We start from the raw sequence: 19339 nt of genomic DNA, 5'->3' as shown, positions 1-19339 counted from the left end.
CCGTGGCCTCAAGGCAGGGGAGAATCAGCGCTGATACATATTTTTCCAGGAGGATTGGCGTTTTTTCAGGCAATCCCTGATCGCCGCACGCAAGGTGGCGGCAGCCAGGGCCGCGCAATGGCGATGCTCGCGGGGCAATTTACCCAGAACATCTTCCAGGTCCTTGGCTGTAATACAGCTGGCCTGATCCAGGGTCTTATCCTTGACCAGAGTCGTCAGCACACTTCCGCAGGCCACGGTGTGAGCACAGCCCTCGGGCATGTATCTGGCGTCTTTTATCACATCCCCATCCACCTTTAAAAACAGTTCGATATAGTCGCCACAAGAGCCCTGGGGTTTGGCGTATCCGTCCGGATTGGGAAGCATGCCCACATTCTGGGGAGTCATGGCGTGAATTATAAAGGCTTCGGTGGTGCCCAGTTGTTTAGCAGCCTCGGCCATTACTTCCGGGTCTTTAAGTAATTCTTCATCCACTTTTTGTGCCTCGCGAAGGTTCGGTGAATAGCGCGATCAACTCTGCTATGAACATGGTTTTTGTCCTTTACTCCCGATTTGAAATTTAAGAACCAAAACCAGATAAGTCAAGCCCGTAAGTGGAGATTTTTCCGTCTGCCGATGAACAGCCTTCCTCCATGCGGGTCATGGTACGCCCCTCAATGGAGGCAATGACGGCCAGGTGAATTGAGCGACTGTCTTATAGGCTGGAACTTGACGCAAAACCCGAGTCTTCACCAAAGTGCGTCTGACAAAATCCGAAAAGGGATCCGTCAGCAAACACCCCGCACCGGTTTTAAAGGTGCGGGGTGTCATGTTTTTAAAAAAGCCCGGGCGGAGTTAATCCAGTCGGATCAGTTCAAAGTGCGAATGCTGTAGTAGGCGTCGCCCTTTTGGTGAGTTCTTTCCACCATGCCCTGACTGGCCATCTCCTGCAGGCTCTCCACCACGCTTCCCACATCCGTATCCAGAGAAGCGGCCAGATCGCCGGCCTTCTGGGGTTCTGCGGCACTGGCCAAGAGATTGGCCACCCTGCCCTTGGTGAATTCTTCAACCACAACTTCAAGAAGGTTCTGGTCGTAATCCATGGCATTGTGCTGATCTCCGGGGAAGCCCTCTTCCCAGGGCCTGCGCAGGCTGGCGCCAAGCACCCAACGCACCCTGGCGTTCTTGACCGCCAGGTACATGGCCTGGAGCCGCTCTTCCACCTGGGGTGTGCGGTTGATGGGACCAAGTTCATTTATGCGGGCGGTGTAGGCCTCCACAGTGCGGATGAACTCTTCGGGTTCGTTCATGTCGGCGTGGGCCAGGACAATGCGCCTTCTGTCCAGTCCGGCCAGCTCAAGAAGCTTCCTCATCAGGTTGACCCTGCTCCAGGTGTGGTCCAGGCCAAATGAATGATGACAGGCTTCGGGAGCGCAGCCCACCAGAAGCAGACCGTTCGCACCGGAAATAAAGGCCTTGGCCATTACCGAGGGGTCCAACTGGCCAATGCAGCCGACCCTCAGCATATGCACGCTGGGACCGTAATGCATGCCCTTGACGCCCGCGATATCCGCAGCCGCGAAACCGCCCCACCTGCAACCAAAGGCGGGAATTTCGCCAGGAGCCATGGCCTTGCTCAAGGCCTCGATCCTGGCCTCCCTTTGATCATTGGTGTTGTTCTTCAGACTCAAGGCGCCATAAGGGCAGGCCGCGGCGCAGGTTCCACCGCCGGTGCACTGCATGGGGTCCACCCGCCTGGGGATGTTTCCTCCCATGCCTTCAACCGCCTCAATGCCGCCGCACTCGCAGATTTCGCGGCACAGCCCGCAACCGATGCATTTTTCCGGGTCCACCGAACAGATCATGGCGGGAGCGTAAAGTTCACCGGCATTGGCCTTGCCCACCAGTTCCGCCGCTTCCTCGGCGATCTTGCGTCCCATGCGCAGGGACTCGCGCAGATCACAAGGGGTCAGGGCGCTTCCGGCCAGCTCCGGCTTGACAAACTCACCTCCGCTCAAGTGCAGGCCCAGGGCCTGGGCGGTCTGGGTGGCCTTGGTCCCCACAATACGCACCGGGGAGACAACCAGGGTTTCAAAGTGAAGCTCTTCTTCCAGGTGAGTCACCGGGTCGCAGTAGGTCAGGTTTTTGGCCTGGACCGTGGTGGTGAAACCGGGGCTGTAGGGCTGCCACTTGATGGCGAGTTTTCTGGACAAGACCCTTTCCTGACCGGAGAGAGGCACCCGCATCTCGTGGTTATACAAAATGGTTATATTCGCGGTTGCCGACGCGTCGCGCACCTGCTGAGCCATGGCCCAGGCCGACTTGGCCGAGAGATAGGAGAACTCAGGGGTGCCTGCATCATGGTCATTTACCCAGAAGACCACATCACCGGGCATGACGTGCTGCTCAAGGAGCCTCTCCTGAGCCTCGTTTAAGCTGATCACACTTATGCCGTCATAACCGAACCTGGTATCCGGCCTCCTGAACTCACCGTCCAGACAGGCCAGGACAAGACCGGCCTTGATCATCTTGGCTTCGCCTTCGGCATAGGGCGCAAAGGTGACTTCATATTCACCCACCCTGCCCATGAGCGAGACCACGTCACCGACGGTCTCTTTGCTCACCAGGGGATGATTGTCCACAAACTCGACCAGGCGGCCGTAACGCTCGTGGTACATAACCTCGCCGGGATAACGCTGATGCATGCGGGTGACCATGTCATCATTCTCACCCGGAGGCAAGGCGATCACAGACTCCACATTGCGTTCAGCCAGATACTTGGCCGCGGCAAAACCGGCCACGCCGCCGCCCACGATCAGGACCGGGCCATTGATATCCACCTGCTCCCGCTCCAAGGGAACAAAGGCATCCATACCGGCGACGGCCGCGTTGATCAGCTTGAGGCCTTTTTCAGCCATCTGCTCGCGATCAAGGTCATGGACATTGGCCACATGGTCCCTTAAGTTGACCATGTCTATGGAGCCCTCCACCAGGCCCACCTGAGCCAGCTCACGCTCCATTTTGCCGAGCATGATGCGGGCCGCACAACCGGCGATCACAACCCTGTTCAGGCCCTTTTCAGTGATGACCCGGCGCATGGTTTCCAGACCGGGGGTCATGCAGGGGAAGGGCTCAATGGAGACATGCTCCACCAGGGGGTTTTGCGAAACCTTTTCCTCAAGCCCCTTAAGATCCACTTTGGGATCAATGCGTTGGCCGCATTGGCAGAGGAAGACACCTATCTTTTTGTTATTAGTCATGATCTGTATCCTCCTTTATCGCCCTGACCGAAGCAGTTTAACCTTGGGTTCGCCCCGCACCTTGTCGATGCGGGCGGCCATGGCTCCGGTGGGGCAGACAGTCAGGCAGGAACCGCAGGCCACACAGGCATCGGCAGGCACCATGTAAGGCGCTCCAATGGCCTTGTGCACACCCCGGCCCACAGTGGTGATGGCATCGGCCCCCACCACCTCGGCGCACACCCGCACACAAAGACCGCAAAGAATACACTGTCCTTCAGGGTCTTTTTCGGCAAAGCGGGTGGTGTTAACGCCATACTCCTTGGCCAGCGCTCTGATTTCCTCGCTTGCCGGGCACTCAGAGATAAGCATCTCTAAAATCCAGCGCCTGACATTGGTTACACGCTCACTGTCCGTATATACGTTCAGCCCCTCCTGCACCGGATACATGCAGGAGATGACTACCTTGGACCAATCCCCATCTTTCAGCTCCACCACGCACAACCTACAGGCTCCGCTGGGCTCCACGGCCTCGTGATAGCAAAGAGTGGGTATATGTATTCCATAGTGACGGGCGGTCTCCAGTACGGTCCAACCGGGCTGGGCCTCCACCTCTTGGTCGTTGATCTTGAATTTGACCATGGCAATGCCTCCTTATGGCCTGTCCTACTGGACCAAAACCGCATCAAACTTGCAGGATTCCATACAAATTCCGCAGCGGATGCACTTGTCTTCCATAATGGTGTGCGGTTTCTTTTTCTCACCCGTGACTGCGTCCTGGGGGCAGGCCCTGGAACAGGCCCCGCAGCCCGTGCATTTTTCCGGGTCAATGCTGTAGGTGATGAGGTCCTTGCACACACCGGCCGGGCATTTCTGGTTTTCAATATGCTCCAGGTACTCTTGCCCAAAGTACTGCATGGTTGTAAGAACCGGGTTCGGCGCGCTGCCGCCCAAGGCGCATAAGGAGCCGTCCTGAATGGCCTTGGCCAGGCTTTTCAAGTCTTCCAGGTCCTGGGCCGAGCCTTTTCCCTGGCTGAAATCATCGAGCATCTCGCGCATGCGGGTCACGCCCAAACGGCAGGGGATGCATTTGCCGCAGGATTCCTCTTCCAGAAAACGCAGGAAGTAGCGGGCCACATCGACCATGCAGTCCCTGTCGTCCATAACAATCATGCCGCCGGAGCCCATCATGGAACCGGCCTTGATCAGGGAGTCGAAATCAACCGGCGTATCCTTCATGTCATAGGGCAGGCAGCCGCCTGAAGGTCCGCCGGTCTGCACGGCCTTGAATTTCTTGCCGCCCGGCACGCCGCCGCCGATCTCTTCCACAATTTTCTTGAGAGGCACGCCCATGGGGACTTCCACCAGGCCCACATTGTTGACCTTGCCCACCAGGGAGAAGACCTTGGTGCCGGTGCTGTGGGGCACGCCCACACCGGCGAACCAATCGCCGCCCTTTTCAATGACCCGGGGCACGTTGGCCCAGGTCTCCACGTTATTCAGAACCGTGGGACGGCCCCAGAGGCCCTCTTCCACGCTGCGTACGTATTTGGGCCTGGGCTCTCCGGCCCTGCCCTCAATGGAGGTGAACAAGGCGGTGGACTCGCCGCAGACAAAAGCGCCTGCGCCGCGGTTGATCTGCACGTCAAAGTTGAACCCGGAGCCCAGGATGTTCTCACCCAAAAGGCCCAGTTCCCTTGCCTGTTCCATGGCCAGGGACAAGTGCTTGATGGCCAGCGGGTATTCAGCGCGCACATACATGTAGCCCTGTTCCGCGCCCAAGGCGTATGCACCTATGATAAAGCCCTCCAGGAGCAAATGGGGATCGCCTTCCATGATGTTGCCGTCCATGAAAGCGCCGGGGTCACCCTCGTCTCCGTTGACCACCACATAGACCGGACCGCCTTTTTTCTCCTTGGCGGCCAGAGCGCCCCGCCACTTGCGGCCGGTGGGGAAACCCGCTCCGCCCCGGCCCCTTAAGCCGGACTTTTCAACCTCCTGAACCACCTCTTCAGGGGTCATGGTGAAAAGTGCCTTGGCCAGGGATTTGTAACCGCCCCTGGCCAGGGTGTCGTTTATGTCGGTGGGATCCACGTAGCCGATATCCCTCAGGACCACCCTCTCCTGCATGTTGTAATAGGGGATGTCATCCACTGTGGGGAGAATCTCGTCCGTGTCCGGATCCTTATAGAGCAGGCGTTCGACTTTTTCGCCGTTTACCAGGGTCTGGTTTACGATATCCTCGGCATCCTTGGGGCTGACCTTCTGATAGAAGATCCCGCCGGGCTCAATAATCACCAAAGGGCCCCTGGAACAGCAGCCGTGACAGCCCGTGGCCTTTACCAAAGGCTTTACATTGGCATCCAGCCCTGCGCCTTCAATGGCTTTTTCCAGGGCACTGGCCACATCGGGGCTGTTGTTGGCCAAACAGCCCTTGCCATGACAGACGATGACCTGGGTCTGGTTGGGGTCTATACTTTCTATAATTTCCTGACGAAAGGCTTCCAGTTCCTCGGTGGAAGTAAGGCGCCTTTTCTCAAATTCAGGTGCTGTGCTTGCCTGTGTCATCATGGCCCCCTATTCCTGGGTGAGTTGCTTAAGCATTTTGTTGATCTTCTGGCTGGTCACCGTGGGATGATACTCTTCATCCGCCACCATCACCGGAGCCAGGGCGCAGGCGCCTAAGCAGTTGACCGTCTCAAGGGTGAAGCTTAAGTCTTCGGTTGTGTGTCCGGCCTCTACGCCAAGCCGTCTCTCCAGGTCTTCCACAATACGGCCGCTGCCTTTCAAGTGACAGGCAGTGCCCATGCAGACCCTGATTTCATGCTCACCCTTGGGTTCCAAGCTGAAGGACTGATAGAAAGTCGCCACCGCATAGACCCGGCTCAAAGGCACGCCTGTGTGATCAGCCACCAGCTGCATGGCCTCGGGGGAGACGTAGTTATACTCTGCCTGAATATCCTGAAGTAAAAAAATAAGATACTCAGGTTGACCGGGATAACGATCTATAATCGTATCCACATTTGTTACTGTATCGCTCAAGATCGGCCTCCTTGTTACAGCAGTGAGCTGATCATGGTAACCTGTTACAGCCCAAGGGGCTTTGGTTCTTTCCCTGCTTTATAGCAAAAATCGTGCCTAAGCTAGTAACTATTTGATTTAATTTCCTTTTTAAAAAATTTACCCCACCAAAACCTAATGGTTTTGCTGGGGTAAAACTAAAAATATTTACCGATAATCAGCTATCCAATTTTTATTTATCTAAGTTTAGTGTTTGATATCATGATACAATCTATTCTTTATTATTTTAATCATATTTATATGGTTCATCATTGAAACAATCTGAAACAAATGAAACATTTGAAACATATTGCAACTATTTGAAACCAAATTGAAACATTATTGAAACAGTAGCTTTTCCTTGAAACAAACCTGTATTTAAGCAGGATAAAACAGATGAACTTACACTTAAAGATTGGAATTATAGCAGATTGAGCGCCTTCATGCGGCGCCAGAGCGAGGTGCGGCTGATGCCGAGGTCCCTGGCCGCCTGGGCCCTTCTGCCCCCGGACTTTTCCAGGGCCTTCAGGATATGGGCCCTTTCATGGCTCTTAAGGGAATCATAAGGCGAAATCCCCGGCTCAGGCGCAGGTGAACCTCCAGGCGGCGAAGTCGCGGCCAAGAGCTCATCCAAGGCAGGCAGGTTTCTTTTGAAGATCAAAGGCCCTTTCACGAAGACAAAGGCGTGCTCCAGCACCCTCTCCAGTTCGCGCACATTGCCGGGCCAATGGTAGTTCTGAAAAATATTCAGAACTTTCGGATCAACCCCCCTGACATTCTTGCCATAGAGTCGGTTGAATTTTTTGATAAAGTGATTCACCAGAAGCGGCAGGTCGCCCGCCCGATCCCTGAGGGGCGGCAAATCCATCGGCACGGTGCGCAATCTATAATAGAGGTCATCCCTTAGATCGCCGGTGTAAAGTGCGTCCTTAAGGTCCCGATTGGTGGCGCTTATGATGCGGGCATCCATTACAATCTGCCTGGTTCCCCCCACCCTTTCAAAGACCTGCTGTTCCAGCACCCTCAACAGTTTCACCTGTAGCTGAGGTTTCAACTCGCCGATCTCGTCCAGAAACAGGGTTCCGCCCTTGGCCAGCTCAAACCGGCCCGGCTTGGCATAGGCCGCACCGGTAAAGGCCCCTTTTTCGTGACCAAAAAGCTCTGATTCCAAGAGGCTTTCCGAAAGGGCCGAACAGTTCACCGCCACAAAAGGTCCGTGGCGTCTGGGGGAGTTGTAATGGATGGCCCGGGCAAAGAGCTCCTTGCCGGTGCCGCTCTCCCCGGTCAAGAGCACACTGGCCTGGGAACCGGCCACATCGGGCAACATTTCAAAAAGCCTTTGCATGGGCTCGCTTTGGCCCACAATATCGGAAAGGCTGAGGCGGGATTCGCTATGTCCCTCGGGGAGCATGGAAATCTGCTGAGGCCTCAAGGTCTCCACAGCGCCGACCACATTCCCCACCTTGTCTTTCAGGACACTGGTGTTGACCAAAAGTTCCAGCCGCTTGCCGCTGCTGGTTGTGATGCGCATATCCTGATCAAGCTGGGTGTCGCCGGTCTCAAGGGTCTTGCGCAAGGGGCATCCGGCCTCGCAGAGATCTGAGCGGAAAACCTCCCAGCAATGCCTGCCGAGCACCTGGTCTCTGGTGTGCCCGGTGATCTTTTCCGCTGTGTGATTAAAGGAGGTTATGCGCCAACGGGTGTTGACTGTAAAAACGCCTTCGGCCATGTGGTCGAATAACGCCTGATACCCCATCACCTGACGGTTCATCAAATGTTCCCCCGGAGCGATCCGGCTGGAGCGCATGGGAGTGAATTCACTGTCCCTTAAAGTGATCAAAAGGCCCATAACCTTGTGGTCGGAGCCAAAAGTGGGGCTGACCAGACAGACGGCCGGAAATGTTTCTTTTTTAAAATCAAAGAGTTTTGCCTGGAAATGATTACTGGGCGCGCCTTTTTGCAAGGCCTTTTGCACGGCTTTACTGAAAAAGTCCAGATGATCCGGCGAAACCAGGAGTTCCAACTTGAGACGCCGGCCCATCTCGGGCAGTCCCGCCACCAGCATGCGCCCAGTTGTATTGCAACCCACCAGGTGCAGGCCCTGATCCAGAACCAGGACCGCCTCTCCGCCGGTGCGGGAAAAGGCCTGGTCCGGTTGCATATCAAGTTGGCGGGGCTCTATCATCACGTATCCTGTCCGAAGAATTCCACATCAAGGGGCCAGGGGAGACCCCCACGGATCCAGGTTGTCAGTCTATTTTCAAGAAGGGATCTCATTAGCCCCATATACCTTAATCTACTATTTTTTTTCGGATTTTGCAATGATCCCGGCCCGGACTGAAGGGGACGCCAAGAACAAACGGAGACTATATATGCAGGACAATTGAGAATATTGCAAGTGAATCCGTGGAATTGATTCGGCGCCAATTCCACGGATTCCAAATTTACCAAAACCCGGTATTATTGATCCAGCTTTTCGGCCAAGGCCAAAATCCGATTCCAGATCTCGGTCAATTTCACAGCTGTTTTACCTTCCGGCGCGTATTCGCTGATGATACGGCCCTGAACCAATGCTTCAACAAACTGGGGATCAAAATCAAGACACCCTAAAAAGGCCAGATCCTGCTCATGGCAATAGGTCTCGAACTCCTTGGTTATGTCTGGATTCAAATCCGCCTTATTCACCAACACCGCGGCCGGGATCTTGAAATGGCCGCACAGATCCAAAACCCTGAGCAGGTCATGACGCCCGCTGGGAGTGGGCTCTGTCACTATTACCGCGAAATTGACACCTGAAAGCGAGGCAATAACCGGACATCCAATGCCGGGGGTGCCGTCACACAAAATCAGGTCATGCCCTCTTTCTTCGGCCAGTTCCCTTGCCTCCTGGCGCAAAAGGCTCACCAGGCGGCCCGAGTTCTCGGCCCCGGGAAAGAGCTGGGCGTGGACCATGGGGCCGAACCTGGTTTCGCTGGCATACCAGGTTCCGCAATGGGCTTCGGGGAAGTCTATCGCCTCTTCCGGACACATGGCCACGCAAAGTTTACATCCCTCGCAGGCAATGGGGTCCACATAGGCCGGCTTATCACCTTCCTGGGTTATGGCGTCAAAAGAGCAATACTCCGTGCAGACCCCGCAGGCCACGCAGTCCTCCTGGCGGACCTCGGCTTCATGTCCCGAATAAAAGGCCTCTTCCCTGAAGGGCTTGGGGTCCAAAAGGATGTGCATATCCGGGGCGTCCACATCCAGGTCCACCAGCATCTTGTTCTTGGCCAAAGCCGCCAGGGCCGCTGTGATGGAGGTCTTGCCTGTGCCGCCTTTTCCGCTGATTATCAGAAATTCTTTCATGCGAGGCCCTCCTCTCTGCGCTCCCTTACCATCTGTTCCAGACGACCGTGGGCATTGAGGAGTTTTTCCGTCACATGGGGAGCGGCCTGAATCAGGCGCTCGCCCCTGGAATAGGCCTTGGCGATTTTTTCGTCGTATTCAATACTGGCCAAGATTTCCAGCCCCTCGTTTTGGCAGTACTCATGCACCTTTTCATAGCCCAGTCCGGCCCGGTTGATCACCACGCCCATTGGCTTGTTCAAAGGCTTTATAGCCTCGACCGCCAGGCGGAAATCATGCAGGCCAAAGGGAGTGGGCTCTGTCACCAGAAGCACTGCCTCGGCAGATTGCTGGGCCGTCATCATGGGGCAGGAGGTGCCCGGAGGGGCATCTATTATTATCTGCCGCGAACGGTCCATTTTCTCCATCACCTGGCGCATCAAAGGCGGACTCATGGCCTCGCCTATGCGCAACCTGCCCATCAAAAGGTCCAGGTTTTTTTCGACTCCCGCTTTTCCCCAGCTTATCTCCCCCAATTCCCTGGAGGACTTTTCAATGCATTTTTCAGGGCATACGGTCCAACAGGCTCCGCAGCCATGGCAAAGCGGGGGAAAAGTGATAATGGTTTTGCCCAAAAGCGCAATGGCTTTGAACTGACAGATATCACTACACGCACCGCAACGGGTGCAGGCATCCTCATCAACCTGGGGAACCGGCAGAGAGGCGATGTCCTCTCCCTCAAAATCAGGTTCCAGAAACAGATGGGAGTTGGGGGCCTCTACATCGAGATCCACCAGGGTGACCTTTTCCTTGGCGGCCAGGGCACAGGCCATGGAGACCGCTATTGTGGTCTTGCCTGTGCCCCCCTTGCCGCTGGCAATAGCCAGTATCACTTTCTGCCTCCGCCCATGCCGCGGCCACCGCCGCCGCCCATGCCGCGGCCGCCGCCGCCACCCATGCCGCGGCCGCCACCGCCGCCCATGGGGGCCTGGTTCGTGTGCATCATGCCCTGAGGCTCCTGGGAGGTTTTCAGCTTGCCGTTTTTATAGTCTTCCACAGCCTCGGCCACAGTGCCCCTGGCATCCTGAATAATCGCCACACCGGCGGCTTCCAGGGCGCTCCAGGCCTTGGGCCCCACCACGCCGCTCAAAAGGGCGGTGGCGCCGGCCTTGGAAACCATCTCTGCCGCCTGGATGCCCGCGCCATGGCTCATGCCCCTGGTCTGGGTGTTGTCGAGAACCACAAAATCCATACTGTCAGTGTCCACCACCAGAAAATAGGCGGCCCGGCCGAAACGGGGATCAACCTGGCTCTCCAGTTCCTTGCCTTGACTGCTAACTGCCACTTTACTCATAATTTTTCTCCCTTATGCCGCGTGCTTTTAAGGCGCGCTCCCTTGGGTGGAACACCAAGCCGCGGTTGGTTACAATTTGTTTCTTGCCACCGGAAACCGGTTTCAAGCCTGTGCCCCACTATATAGCCATATTCGTGCCAGGATGATTAAATTTTTTAAAAAATGTATGTTTTCAATAACTTATCTAACTTACTGCAAAAAGCACAATTCAGCTCTTATTTCAATTTGAAATAATTGTGTTTCAGCCTGAAATATAATGAAATGTTTTTCAGACCAGACCGTAATGCTTAAGACGTCGCCAAAGGGTGGTGGTGGAAATCCCCAACTCAGCCGCCGTCCTGCCCCGGCTACCCCGGTTTCTACTAAGGGCCGCCTCGATAGCCTTGCGCTCCTGGTCTGCCAGGCTCACCCCGCCCGACTCGGCCTGGGCCTGTTTTTGAATGGAATTCGGCAAATGGGCGGGCTCAATCTCCCGGCCTGCGGCCAGCACCAGGGCATGCTCTATGGCGTTTTGCAGCTGGCGTACATTGCCCGGCCAGGGATGGTCCAGCAAAAGGGCCAGGGCTTCGCTGGAGACCCGTGAAACCGGCTGTCCCCTTTCCGCGGCCAGGCTTTCCAAAAAGTAGTCCACCAAAATGGGGATATCCTCTTTGCGCTCGTTCAACGGGGGGAGCTCAAGGTTCAGCACGTTAAGCCTATAGTAAAGGTCCGGCCTGAAGTTGCCCTGAGCCATCTCCTCTTCCAGGTTGCGGTTGGTCGCCGCAACCACCCGGGCCGAAGCCGTCAGGGGCAGGTTGGCACCCAGGGGAGTGAACTCGCCGGAATCCAACACGCGCAAAAGCTTTACCTGTACACTTAGGGGAAGCTCTCCCACCTCGTCGAGGAACAGGGTCCCCCCGCCCGCCGCTTCAAAGCGGCCCTTTCTGTCCCGGTCCGCCCCGGTGAAAGAACCTTTTTTGTGGCCGAAAAGCTCACTTTCCAAAAGCGCCTCCGGAATGGAGCCGCAGTTAACCGCCACAAAAGGTCCCTCGTGATAGGGAGAAAGATCGTGTATGGCCCTGGCCACCAGTTCCTTGCCCGTGCCGCTGGGTCCGGTGATTAGCACATTGGAGTGATTCGCCGCCACCTGGGGCAAAACTGCGAAGATGCGCTTCATGGCAGGGGATTTACCCTTGATATCGCAGAAGGTGTACTCGCCGGTGAGCCTTTTTATAAGATGCTTGACTTCGCTCATGTCCCGGAAGGTCTCAACCCCGCCGACTAGTTTTCCGTCCGAGTCCCGCAAGGCCGCCGTGCGGATACGCACCCATATGGGCTTATTCCCGGCGCCTTTCATCTCCACTTCCATTTCCCGGGAGGGCTCGCCGGTTTCCATGGAGCGGAGCATGGGGCAGGCCTCCAGGCAAAGTGGGGCTCCGGCTCCTTTTTGCATGACCTTATGGCATTTTTTACCCAAAGCCTGTTCAGCTGAAATTCCGGTTATCTTTTCCGCGGCCCGGTTAAAGCTGAGAAGGTTCATCTCCGGGTCAACCGTAAAAACCCCTTCGGTAATGGAATCCAGGATCAACTCGGTAAGATCCGCCTTGCCGGGCTCTTTTCGGGTTTTTGAGGTCAAGGTGGGGTGCTCCTTAAAAGTCGGTCAACAGAGGAAATATTCATAATGAATAACTGTATCCGAATGTCTCCAAACTATGGCAGAGCCAAACCGGAAATTCAAGGCGTCCGAAAAAGGTAAAATATGCATAACCCCGCAACAATTCGACTCATCGAAAAAGTCACTCCGGAGTTTCATCACTCCATGGCTATATTTTTACCCGGTTGACATTCATACAATTGTTTGATACAAACGTATGAATTAAATATATCTTTTTCAAAGGAACTAATTTTGCCTGCTCCTGAACACCAAAATGATCAGACAAAAGAAAGACTTCTGGAGGAGGCGGAACGCCTTTTCGCAGAGCATGGCTATGAAGCGGTAAGTGTGCGGGTTATTACCAAGTCCGCCGGCTGTAACCTGGGGGCGGTTAACTACCACTTTGGAAGCAAACAAAACCTTTACAAAGCCGTTTTTATGGAACGTTGGATTCCCAGGGCCAGAAAAATCCATAACCTGTTGGAGGACCTCGAAAAAAAAGGAGACACTCCACCGGATAAAGTCATCTATACAATCACTTCGGCCTATATGGAGCTTTTTTCCTGCAACGAAGCCCTGACCTTGCATCACAAGCTGATTGTCAGGGAGATGATGAATCCTTCCGAAATTTTTGAAATGGTGGCGCAAAAGGCAATGCTCCCCACCCTGGAACTGCTCTTGAAGCTGTTTAAGCCCCACATGCCCGAAAAGCTATTTGAAACAAGGGGCGTTCTTTTTGCACTCAGCATATTTGCCCAGGTGCTTTACTTTAATTTCGCCCGCTTTCCGATCTCTTCCGCCACAGGCAGGGAGTATGACGACGAATTCAAGGACCTACTGGCCAGGCACTTGACTGACTTCAGTCTGCACGGCCTTTTGCATGCCTCGGAAATCAAGGAGAGTACCAATTGAAACCCCGAACCTTATTAACTCTGCTCCTCGTGTTCCTTCTTGGCGCCTCCTATGGCTGTGCCAAGATGGGGCCTGATTTTGCCCCTCCCCGGGCTCCGGACGGCGGCATCAATACCTACCAGCATATCGACGGAAATAAGGGGCCCTATGACAAAAAAGGCAGGTGGTGGGAGACATTCGGCGACCCCAAGTTAAACAGCCTGGTGGAAAAGGCAATCGCGGAAAACTATAACATCAAGAAAGCCGCGGCCAAGGTGCTGGAAGTGAGGGCCTTGTTCACCCAGACCGAAAGCAGCCTTTACCCCTCCTTGGACGCCTCGGGCAAGGCCGCCAGACGCCAGGTTGCGGCTCCGGCCTTGAACCGCAGATATGAAACCTATGACCTTTCTTTAGCCGCTTCCTATGAAGTGGATCTGTGGGGCCGTTTGCAAAGAGCCACCGAAGCGGCCCGGGCAGACCTGCTTCAGGCGGAGGAGAATCGCCTCACCGTGGTTCAGTCCATTGTGGCAGAAGTGGCAAGCGCCTATCTCAACGTGGAGGCCCTGGAGCGTCGGCTGGAAGTGGCAAAACGCAGTATCGAGGCTTTCCGCAGCAGCCTGGAGTTGGTGGAATACCGCTATGAAAGGGGATTGGTAAGCGTTCTGGACCTGCGCCAGGCCAGGCGCTCCCTGGCCCAGAACCTGGCTGTGGTTCCCCAGTTGCGCCTGGAGCTGGGCAAGCAGCAACAAAAACTCTCTATCCTGACCGGATCCTATCCCAAAACGGAAAAGGCCAGAAAACAGCCTGACAATTACTTCCCCAATTTAAAGCCGGTTCCGGCCGGTCTGCCTTCGGAACTTTTGTTGCGTAGGCCGGACTTGCGGGCTACCCTGGCAAGCCTCAAGGCCCTGAATGCCAGGGTGGGGCAGGCAATGGCCGAACGTTTCCCCAAAATCACTCTGACCGGCGGCTTTGGTTACACATCAAACGCCCTGGGGGACCTCTTCCGCCCGGACTCGCAGATCTACAACCTTTCCGGCGGGCTCATGCAATCGCTCTTTGACGCGGGCGCTCTAGAGGCCAGACAAAAAGCAGCCGAGGCACGCTATGAAGAAGGCCTGGCTGATTTTGCCCAAAAATCACTCAACGCCTTTTCCGAGGTGGAAGGTGCGCTTTTGACCAGGAAGGAACTTCTGGAAAAAAGGGAGCTGACCCGCCAATCCCTGGCCGAAGCCAGAGCCACCAGGGATGTGGCCTGGAAAAGATATCAGCACGGGCTTACCGACTATCTTCAGGTCTTAGATGCCCAAAAAACCTATTTCCAGGTGGAGGACAACCTGGTTTTAACTGAACAGGCCATACTCACCAACCGGGTCACCCTGCATAAGGTGCTCGGCGGAGACTGGGGATCGGACCTTAACCCGAACATCCAAAAGGCGGCTGATTAGATTATGCGCAAAACCAGCAAAATTCTGATCCAACTATTATTAGTGCTTATCCTGGTCGGCGCGGGCGCTTTGGGCTTTTATGCGCTCAAGGCCAGCAAAAAGCCGGTGGCCAAAAAAAAGCCCCAGATTTTAGCTCCCCTGGTGCGAGTGGTCAAAGCCGTGCCGCAAACCATGGCCTCCGAGGTGATGGGCGAAGGCACTGTAAGCATGGCCAGGAAAAGCAGCCTTTCCGCGGAAGTCGGCGGCAGGGTGGTTTTTGTCTCCCCAGGCCTGGTGGCGGGCGGGCAATTTAAAAAGGGCATGCCGCTCTTAAGCATCGATCCCAGCAACTACGAAATCCAAGTCACCCTGGCCAAGGCAAAGATAAAAGAGGCGGAAACCCTTCTTAAAACCGCGCGGGAAGAAGCGGTCGTGGCCAAAGAGGAATGGCGCAGGCTTTTGTCTGGCCAAAGACAAAAAGAGCCTTCTCCCCTTGTGCTCAGGGAACCGCAAATGGAAGAGGCGCAGGCCAGGCTTCAAGCTGCCAGGGCATCTTTAGAAAAGGCCCGGCTTGATCTTTCACGATGTATGATCAAGGCCCCCTTTGACGGTATTGTGGAGGCCAAACACGCGGATTTAGGCCAATACCTGAATATGGGGGCCAAGGTGGCGGATCTTTACGGCACAGATTCGGCCGAGATTGTTGTGCCTCTGGAGAACAAGGACCTGGCCTGGATCTCGGTCCCCCACCTGACCCCTAATTCGGAGTCCGGCTCCCCCGCCCTGGTCAGCGCCGCTTTTGCAGGCAAAGAACACACCTGGCAGGGACGGGTGGTCAGGGCCGAGGCTTTGCTGGACCCCGCCACCAGGCTGGTGCCTGTGGTGGTCGAGGTTAAAAAACCCTATGCCAAGCTGCCGCCCTTGGCCTCCGGGCTGTTTGTCACTGTGGCCATCAAGGGAAAAACCCTGAACAATGTCTATTTGATTCCCAGGACAGCCGTCAAGCAAGGCAACATAGCCTGGGTGACCGGGAAAGACGGTGTGTTGCGCTTTAAAAAGCTCACCATAGCCCGTTTCCAGGGCAACCAGGCCGTGGTTTCCCAAGGGCTTGAAAACGGGGATCTGGTCATAACAAGCCATTTGCAGGCGGTGAGTGACGGCATGAAGGTGCGCACTGTACTCAACCAGGAGGAGAAAAACCTATGAATAAGGTCATCTCCTGGTTCGCCGAAAATCATGTGGCGGCAAACCTCTTGATGTTTTTCTTTGTGTTGGGGGGCATACTCACCATCAACACAATAAAAATCGAATTTTTCCCGGAGACCAGCCTGGACAAGGTCTCCATCTCGGTGGTCTATCCCGGAGCTTCCCCCGCTGAGATTGAAGAATCAGTTGTTACAAGAATAGAGGAAAACATAGCCGGGCTCACCGGCATCCGGCGCATTGATTCCCAGGCCTTTGAAGGCATGGGCACCATAACCGTGGAAGCTTTGCAGGGCTGGGACATCCAGAAGCTCACAGACGATGTAAAGGCGGAGGTGGACCGCATAACCACTCTGCCCGAAGAGGCGGAAAAGCCCACTGTGCGTCAGATAATCCAAAAGGCCCAGGTCCTTTGGGTGGCGGTCTATGGAGATGCGCCCGAAGCCACCCTGAAAAGCCTGGCCGAGACCCTGCAGGACGAGCTCACCGACCTGCCCGGAGTGACCCAGGTGGAGCTGTTCGGGGTGCGTAAGGGCGAGATTCAGATAGAGATCAGCGAAAGCACCCTGAGGCGTCATGACCTCACCCTGGGCAAGGTGGGCCAGGCCATTCGCCGGGCCAGTCTGGACCTGCCTGCGGGCAGCATCAAGACCAGGGGCAGCGAGATCATGCTCCGGGCCAAGGGCAGACGCTATCATGCAAAGGATTACGCGGATATACCTATCCTGACCAAGCCGGACGGAAGCCTTCTCACCTTGGGGAGCATCGCCACTTTGGTGGACGGGTTTGAGGATTCAAACCTGATGGCCCGCTTTCAGCGGAAACCGGCCTGTCTTATAGAAGTTTTCAGGGTTGCCGACCAAAGCGCCTTGGATGTGGCCCAAAAAGTGAAAGACTATGTGGAGGTGCGCAAGGCAAGCATGCCCCATGGCACCGGCCTGGATATCTTCGGCGACCGCTCCATAATGCTGAAAAGCAGGTTGAACCTGCTTTTGAAAAATATGGCCATGGGCCTCGTCCTGGTGGCCTGTGTGCTCTGGATATTCCTTGAGGTGCGGCTGGCCTTTTGGGTCACCCTGGGCATTCCCATATCCTTTTTAATTGCCATCTGTTTTTTGCCTCAAATTGAGATCTCCATAAATATGATCTCCTTGTTCGCCTTTATCCTGGTCCTGGGTATTGTGGTGGATGACGCCATTGTGGTGGGCGAAAACGTATTTAAAAAAAGGGAACAGGGGATGCCCCACCTGAAGGCCGCCATCCAGGGAACCCTGGAGGTGGGCCCGCCGGTGATATTCAGCGTGCTTACCACGGTGGCGGCCTTTGCCCCGCTCATGATGGGCACGGGCACCATGGGCAAGGTGATGCGCAATATCCCGGCGGTGGTTATTCTGGTGCTTTTGGGTTCTTTGGTGGAATCTTTGTTCATACTTCCCGCCCACCTGGCCCGCAGTAACAGCCGCAACAAAGTGGGAAAAACCAAGGAAAAAATAACCTCGCGCATACTGCAGAAATTTATTCAGGGTCCCTATAAAAGGTTTTTAAAGTTCTGCCTTGCCTGGCGTTACGCAGTGGTCGCCCTGGGGCTCGGCTTCCTGCTTCTTGCCCTGGGGGTTATGGCCGGCGGCTGGGTCAAGTTCACTCTCTTCCCCAAAGTGGAAAGCGATATGCTGATGGCCCACCTGGCCATGGCACCGGGCACCTCCCAGGAAAGGACCACAGAGGTGGTGACCCATCTCGGCAAGAGCGCGGTAAAGGCCATGGCAGAGGTGGACGCCGAGATGCCGCCCGGTACAGAGCCTGTTTTGAAACACACAGCCTCCCTGGTCGGCTTGAGCATCAACCCCGGCCATGGAGGAGGATTTGAAACCGGCAGCCATCTGGCCACGGTTTTTGCCCAACTGATTGAAGGAGAAAAAAGAAAAGCCCCGGCCCAGATGCTGAACACCCGTTGGCGCGAGGCCTCAGGCAAGATCGCCGGAGCCGAGACCCTGACATTTCAGAGTGAACTTTTTAACGCGGGAAACCCGGTGGAGGTGCACCTTTCGGCTCCCCGGCAAGAAGAGGTTTTGGCAGCCACTGCCTGGCTCAAGGAGCAGCTTGCCGTCTTTAAGGGTGTATTTGATATTACAGACAGCTTTGTGGCCGGAAAAGACGAACTGCAGATGGACCTGAAACCCAGGGGCCGCACCCTGGGGCTCACCCTGGAGGATATATCCCAACAGGTGCGCCATGCCTTTTACGGCGCAGAGGCCTTGCGTCTGCAAAGAAACAAGGACGAAGTCAAGGTGATGGTGCTTTATCCCCTCAGCCAAAGGCGCTCCCTGGCCAACATAGAGGACATGCGCATCAGAACCCCACAGGGAGACGAAGTGCCCTTCCGCCAGGTGGCTGAAGTAAAGATCACCAAAGGCTACAACTCCATTATACGATCCCAGAGGCGCAAGGTGATTATTGTCTCGGCCGATGTGGATGAGACCATAACCAACGCAAATGAGGTGCGCCAGAAACTGGAAGCCGATATCCTGCCCAAAATGAAGGAGCGCTTTCCCAACACCCGCTATGACATGGAAGGCGAAGGCAGGGAGCAAAAGGAATCCATGGAAGACGTGATCCAAGGCTTTATCCTGGCCTTGTTTTTGATCTACGTTCTTTTGGCCGTGCCTTTCAAATCCTTCAGCCAACCCCTTATCGTCATGGCCGCCATTCCCTTTGGCATTGTGGGAGCCTTGGCCGGTCATCTCCTAATGGGCATGAATATGAGTCTGTTGAGCCTTTTTGGCATTGTGGGCCTAAGTGGTGTGGTGGTGAATGATTCACTTTTAATGGTGCACTCGGCCAACCGTATGCGCGACCAGGGAGCTTCTCCCTGGCAAGCGATCATGCAGGCCGGTCCTTTGCGCTTCCGACCCATTCTACTTACTTCCGTGACCACCTTTGCCGGGCTCACTCCCATAATCCTGGAGAAGAGCATGCAGGCCCAGTTTTTGATTCCCATGGCTGTCAGCCTGGGCTTTGGGGTTCTCTTTGCCACCGGCATCACCCTGCTTCTGATCCCTTGCGGGTATCTGATTCAAGACGATATGGTGCGGGGCTTGAAAGCCCTAAGGGGAATCTTCAGCCTGCGGAGCACAAGTAAATAGAGGCCGGGCTCACAAATACAATTTCTACTCCGTTTAAAAAAGCGCCGCCGGGATGCAAAATCCCGGCGGCGCTTTAAGCCAAT

Annotated in this window: 14 protein-coding genes; 4 read left to right on the top strand and 10 right to left on the bottom strand. The window is 55.3% G+C overall.

Annotated elements, in window-relative coordinates; translation table 11 throughout:
- Positions 1-24: 24 nt before the first annotated feature.
- The 10 genes from X474_RS18665 to X474_RS18620 form a co-directional block, all read right to left on the bottom strand.
- On the bottom strand, positions 25-474 hold the full coding sequence (locus tag X474_RS18665) for an iron-sulfur cluster assembly scaffold protein (protein ID WP_052515396.1): 450 nt from the start codon (positions 472-474) through the stop codon (positions 25-27).
- A 374-nt stretch (positions 475-848) separates the two neighbouring features.
- Positions 849-3239 (bottom strand): hydrogenase iron-sulfur subunit, encoded by a 2391-nt coding sequence (locus X474_RS18660; protein ID WP_044351020.1) that lies wholly within the window; start codon positions 3237-3239, stop codon positions 849-851.
- A gap of 15 nt (positions 3240-3254) precedes the next feature.
- Positions 3255-3860: a 2Fe-2S iron-sulfur cluster-binding protein gene (locus X474_RS18655; RefSeq protein ID WP_044351019.1), complete on the bottom strand. Its 606-nt coding sequence runs from the start codon at positions 3858-3860 to the stop codon at positions 3255-3257.
- Positions 3861-3884: 24 nt separating this feature from the next.
- Positions 3885-5786, bottom strand: coding sequence for an NADH-quinone oxidoreductase subunit NuoF (locus tag X474_RS18650; protein ID WP_044351138.1), 1902 nt, complete (start codon positions 5784-5786; stop codon positions 3885-3887).
- 9 nt (positions 5787-5795) lie between these two features.
- Positions 5796-6260: an NADH-quinone oxidoreductase subunit NuoE family protein gene (locus X474_RS18645; protein WP_044351017.1), complete on the bottom strand. Its 465-nt coding sequence runs from the start codon at positions 6258-6260 to the stop codon at positions 5796-5798.
- A 439-nt stretch (positions 6261-6699) separates the two neighbouring features.
- Entirely contained in the window at positions 6700-8463 is a 1764-nt protein-coding gene (locus X474_RS18640; protein WP_052515395.1) for a sigma-54-dependent Fis family transcriptional regulator, read from the bottom strand.
- A 275-nt stretch (positions 8464-8738) separates the two neighbouring features.
- The gene (locus tag X474_RS18635; RefSeq protein WP_044351016.1) at positions 8739-9626 is read right to left on the bottom strand and encodes an ATP-binding protein; all 888 of its coding nucleotides are present in this window, start codon (positions 9624-9626) and stop codon (positions 8739-8741) included.
- Positions 9623-10498 (bottom strand): ATP-binding protein, encoded by an 876-nt coding sequence (locus X474_RS18630; protein WP_044351014.1) that lies wholly within the window; start codon positions 10496-10498, stop codon positions 9623-9625. The genes X474_RS18635 and X474_RS18630 overlap by 4 nt, the downstream gene beginning before the upstream one ends.
- A complete protein-coding gene (locus X474_RS18625) occupies positions 10495-10959 on the bottom strand; it encodes a NifB/NifX family molybdenum-iron cluster-binding protein (RefSeq protein ID WP_044351013.1) in 465 nt (154 codons plus the stop codon). Before X474_RS18625 ends, X474_RS18630 begins: the two co-directional genes overlap by 4 nt.
- A gap of 268 nt (positions 10960-11227) precedes the next feature.
- Positions 11228-12574, bottom strand: a complete 1347-nt coding sequence (locus X474_RS18620; protein WP_044351012.1) for a sigma-54 interaction domain-containing protein — start codon at positions 12572-12574, stop codon at positions 11228-11230.
- A 270-nt stretch (positions 12575-12844) separates the two neighbouring features.
- On the opposite strand from X474_RS18620, the gene X474_RS27080 reads away from it, so the two are divergent.
- The 4 genes from X474_RS27080 to X474_RS18600 are packed head-to-tail and all read left to right on the top strand — an operon-like array spanning position 12845 to position 19256.
- A complete protein-coding gene (locus X474_RS27080; RefSeq protein WP_052515394.1) occupies positions 12845-13504 on the top strand; it encodes a TetR/AcrR family transcriptional regulator in 660 nt (219 codons plus the stop codon).
- Positions 13501-14931, top strand: a complete 1431-nt coding sequence (locus tag X474_RS18610) for an efflux transporter outer membrane subunit (RefSeq protein WP_044351010.1) — start codon at positions 13501-13503, stop codon at positions 14929-14931. Before X474_RS27080 ends, X474_RS18610 begins: the two co-directional genes overlap by 4 nt.
- 3 nt (positions 14932-14934) lie before the next feature.
- Positions 14935-16116, top strand: a complete 1182-nt coding sequence (locus X474_RS18605; RefSeq protein ID WP_044351009.1) for an efflux RND transporter periplasmic adaptor subunit — start codon at positions 14935-14937, stop codon at positions 16114-16116.
- Positions 16113-19256 (top strand): efflux RND transporter permease subunit, encoded by a 3144-nt coding sequence (locus tag X474_RS18600; RefSeq protein WP_044351007.1) that lies wholly within the window; start codon positions 16113-16115, stop codon positions 19254-19256. The genes X474_RS18605 and X474_RS18600 overlap by 4 nt, the downstream gene beginning before the upstream one ends.
- The last annotated feature ends 83 nt before the right edge of the window (positions 19257-19339 follow it).

Origin of the sequence: Dethiosulfatarculus sandiegensis (assembly GCF_000931935.2) — a bacterium.
Classification (GTDB): domain Bacteria; phylum Desulfobacterota; class Desulfarculia; order Desulfarculales; family Desulfarculaceae; genus Dethiosulfatarculus; species Dethiosulfatarculus sandiegensis.
This window is presented reverse-complemented; position numbering and strand designations above follow the sequence as displayed.

What these genes read in the sequence shown, in the direction of transcription:
- X474_RS18660 (WP_044351020.1), bottom strand. Translation starts at nt 3,239, where the DNA reads ATGACTAATAACAAAAAGATAGGTGTCTTCCTCTGCCAATGCGGCCAA.
- X474_RS18655 (WP_044351019.1), bottom strand. Translation starts at nt 3,860, where the DNA reads ATGGTCAAATTCAAGATCAACGACCAAGAGGTGGAGGCCCAGCCCGGT.
- X474_RS18650 (WP_044351138.1), bottom strand. Translation starts at nt 5,786, where the DNA reads ATGACACAGGCAAGCACAGCACCTGAATTTGAGAAAAGGCGCCTTACT.
- X474_RS18640 (WP_052515395.1), bottom strand. Translation starts at nt 8,463, where the DNA reads ATGATAGAGCCCCGCCAACTTGATATGCAACCGGACCAGGCCTTTTCC.
- X474_RS18635 (WP_044351016.1), bottom strand. Translation starts at nt 9,626, where the DNA reads ATGAAAGAATTTCTGATAATCAGCGGAAAAGGCGGCACAGGCAAGACC.
- X474_RS18625 (WP_044351013.1), bottom strand. Translation starts at nt 10,959, where the DNA reads ATGAGTAAAGTGGCAGTTAGCAGTCAAGGCAAGGAACTGGAGAGCCAG.
- X474_RS18605 (WP_044351009.1), top strand. Translation starts at nt 14,935, where the DNA reads ATGCGCAAAACCAGCAAAATTCTGATCCAACTATTATTAGTGCTTATC.
- X474_RS18600 (WP_044351007.1), top strand. Translation starts at nt 16,113, where the DNA reads ATGAATAAGGTCATCTCCTGGTTCGCCGAAAATCATGTGGCGGCAAAC.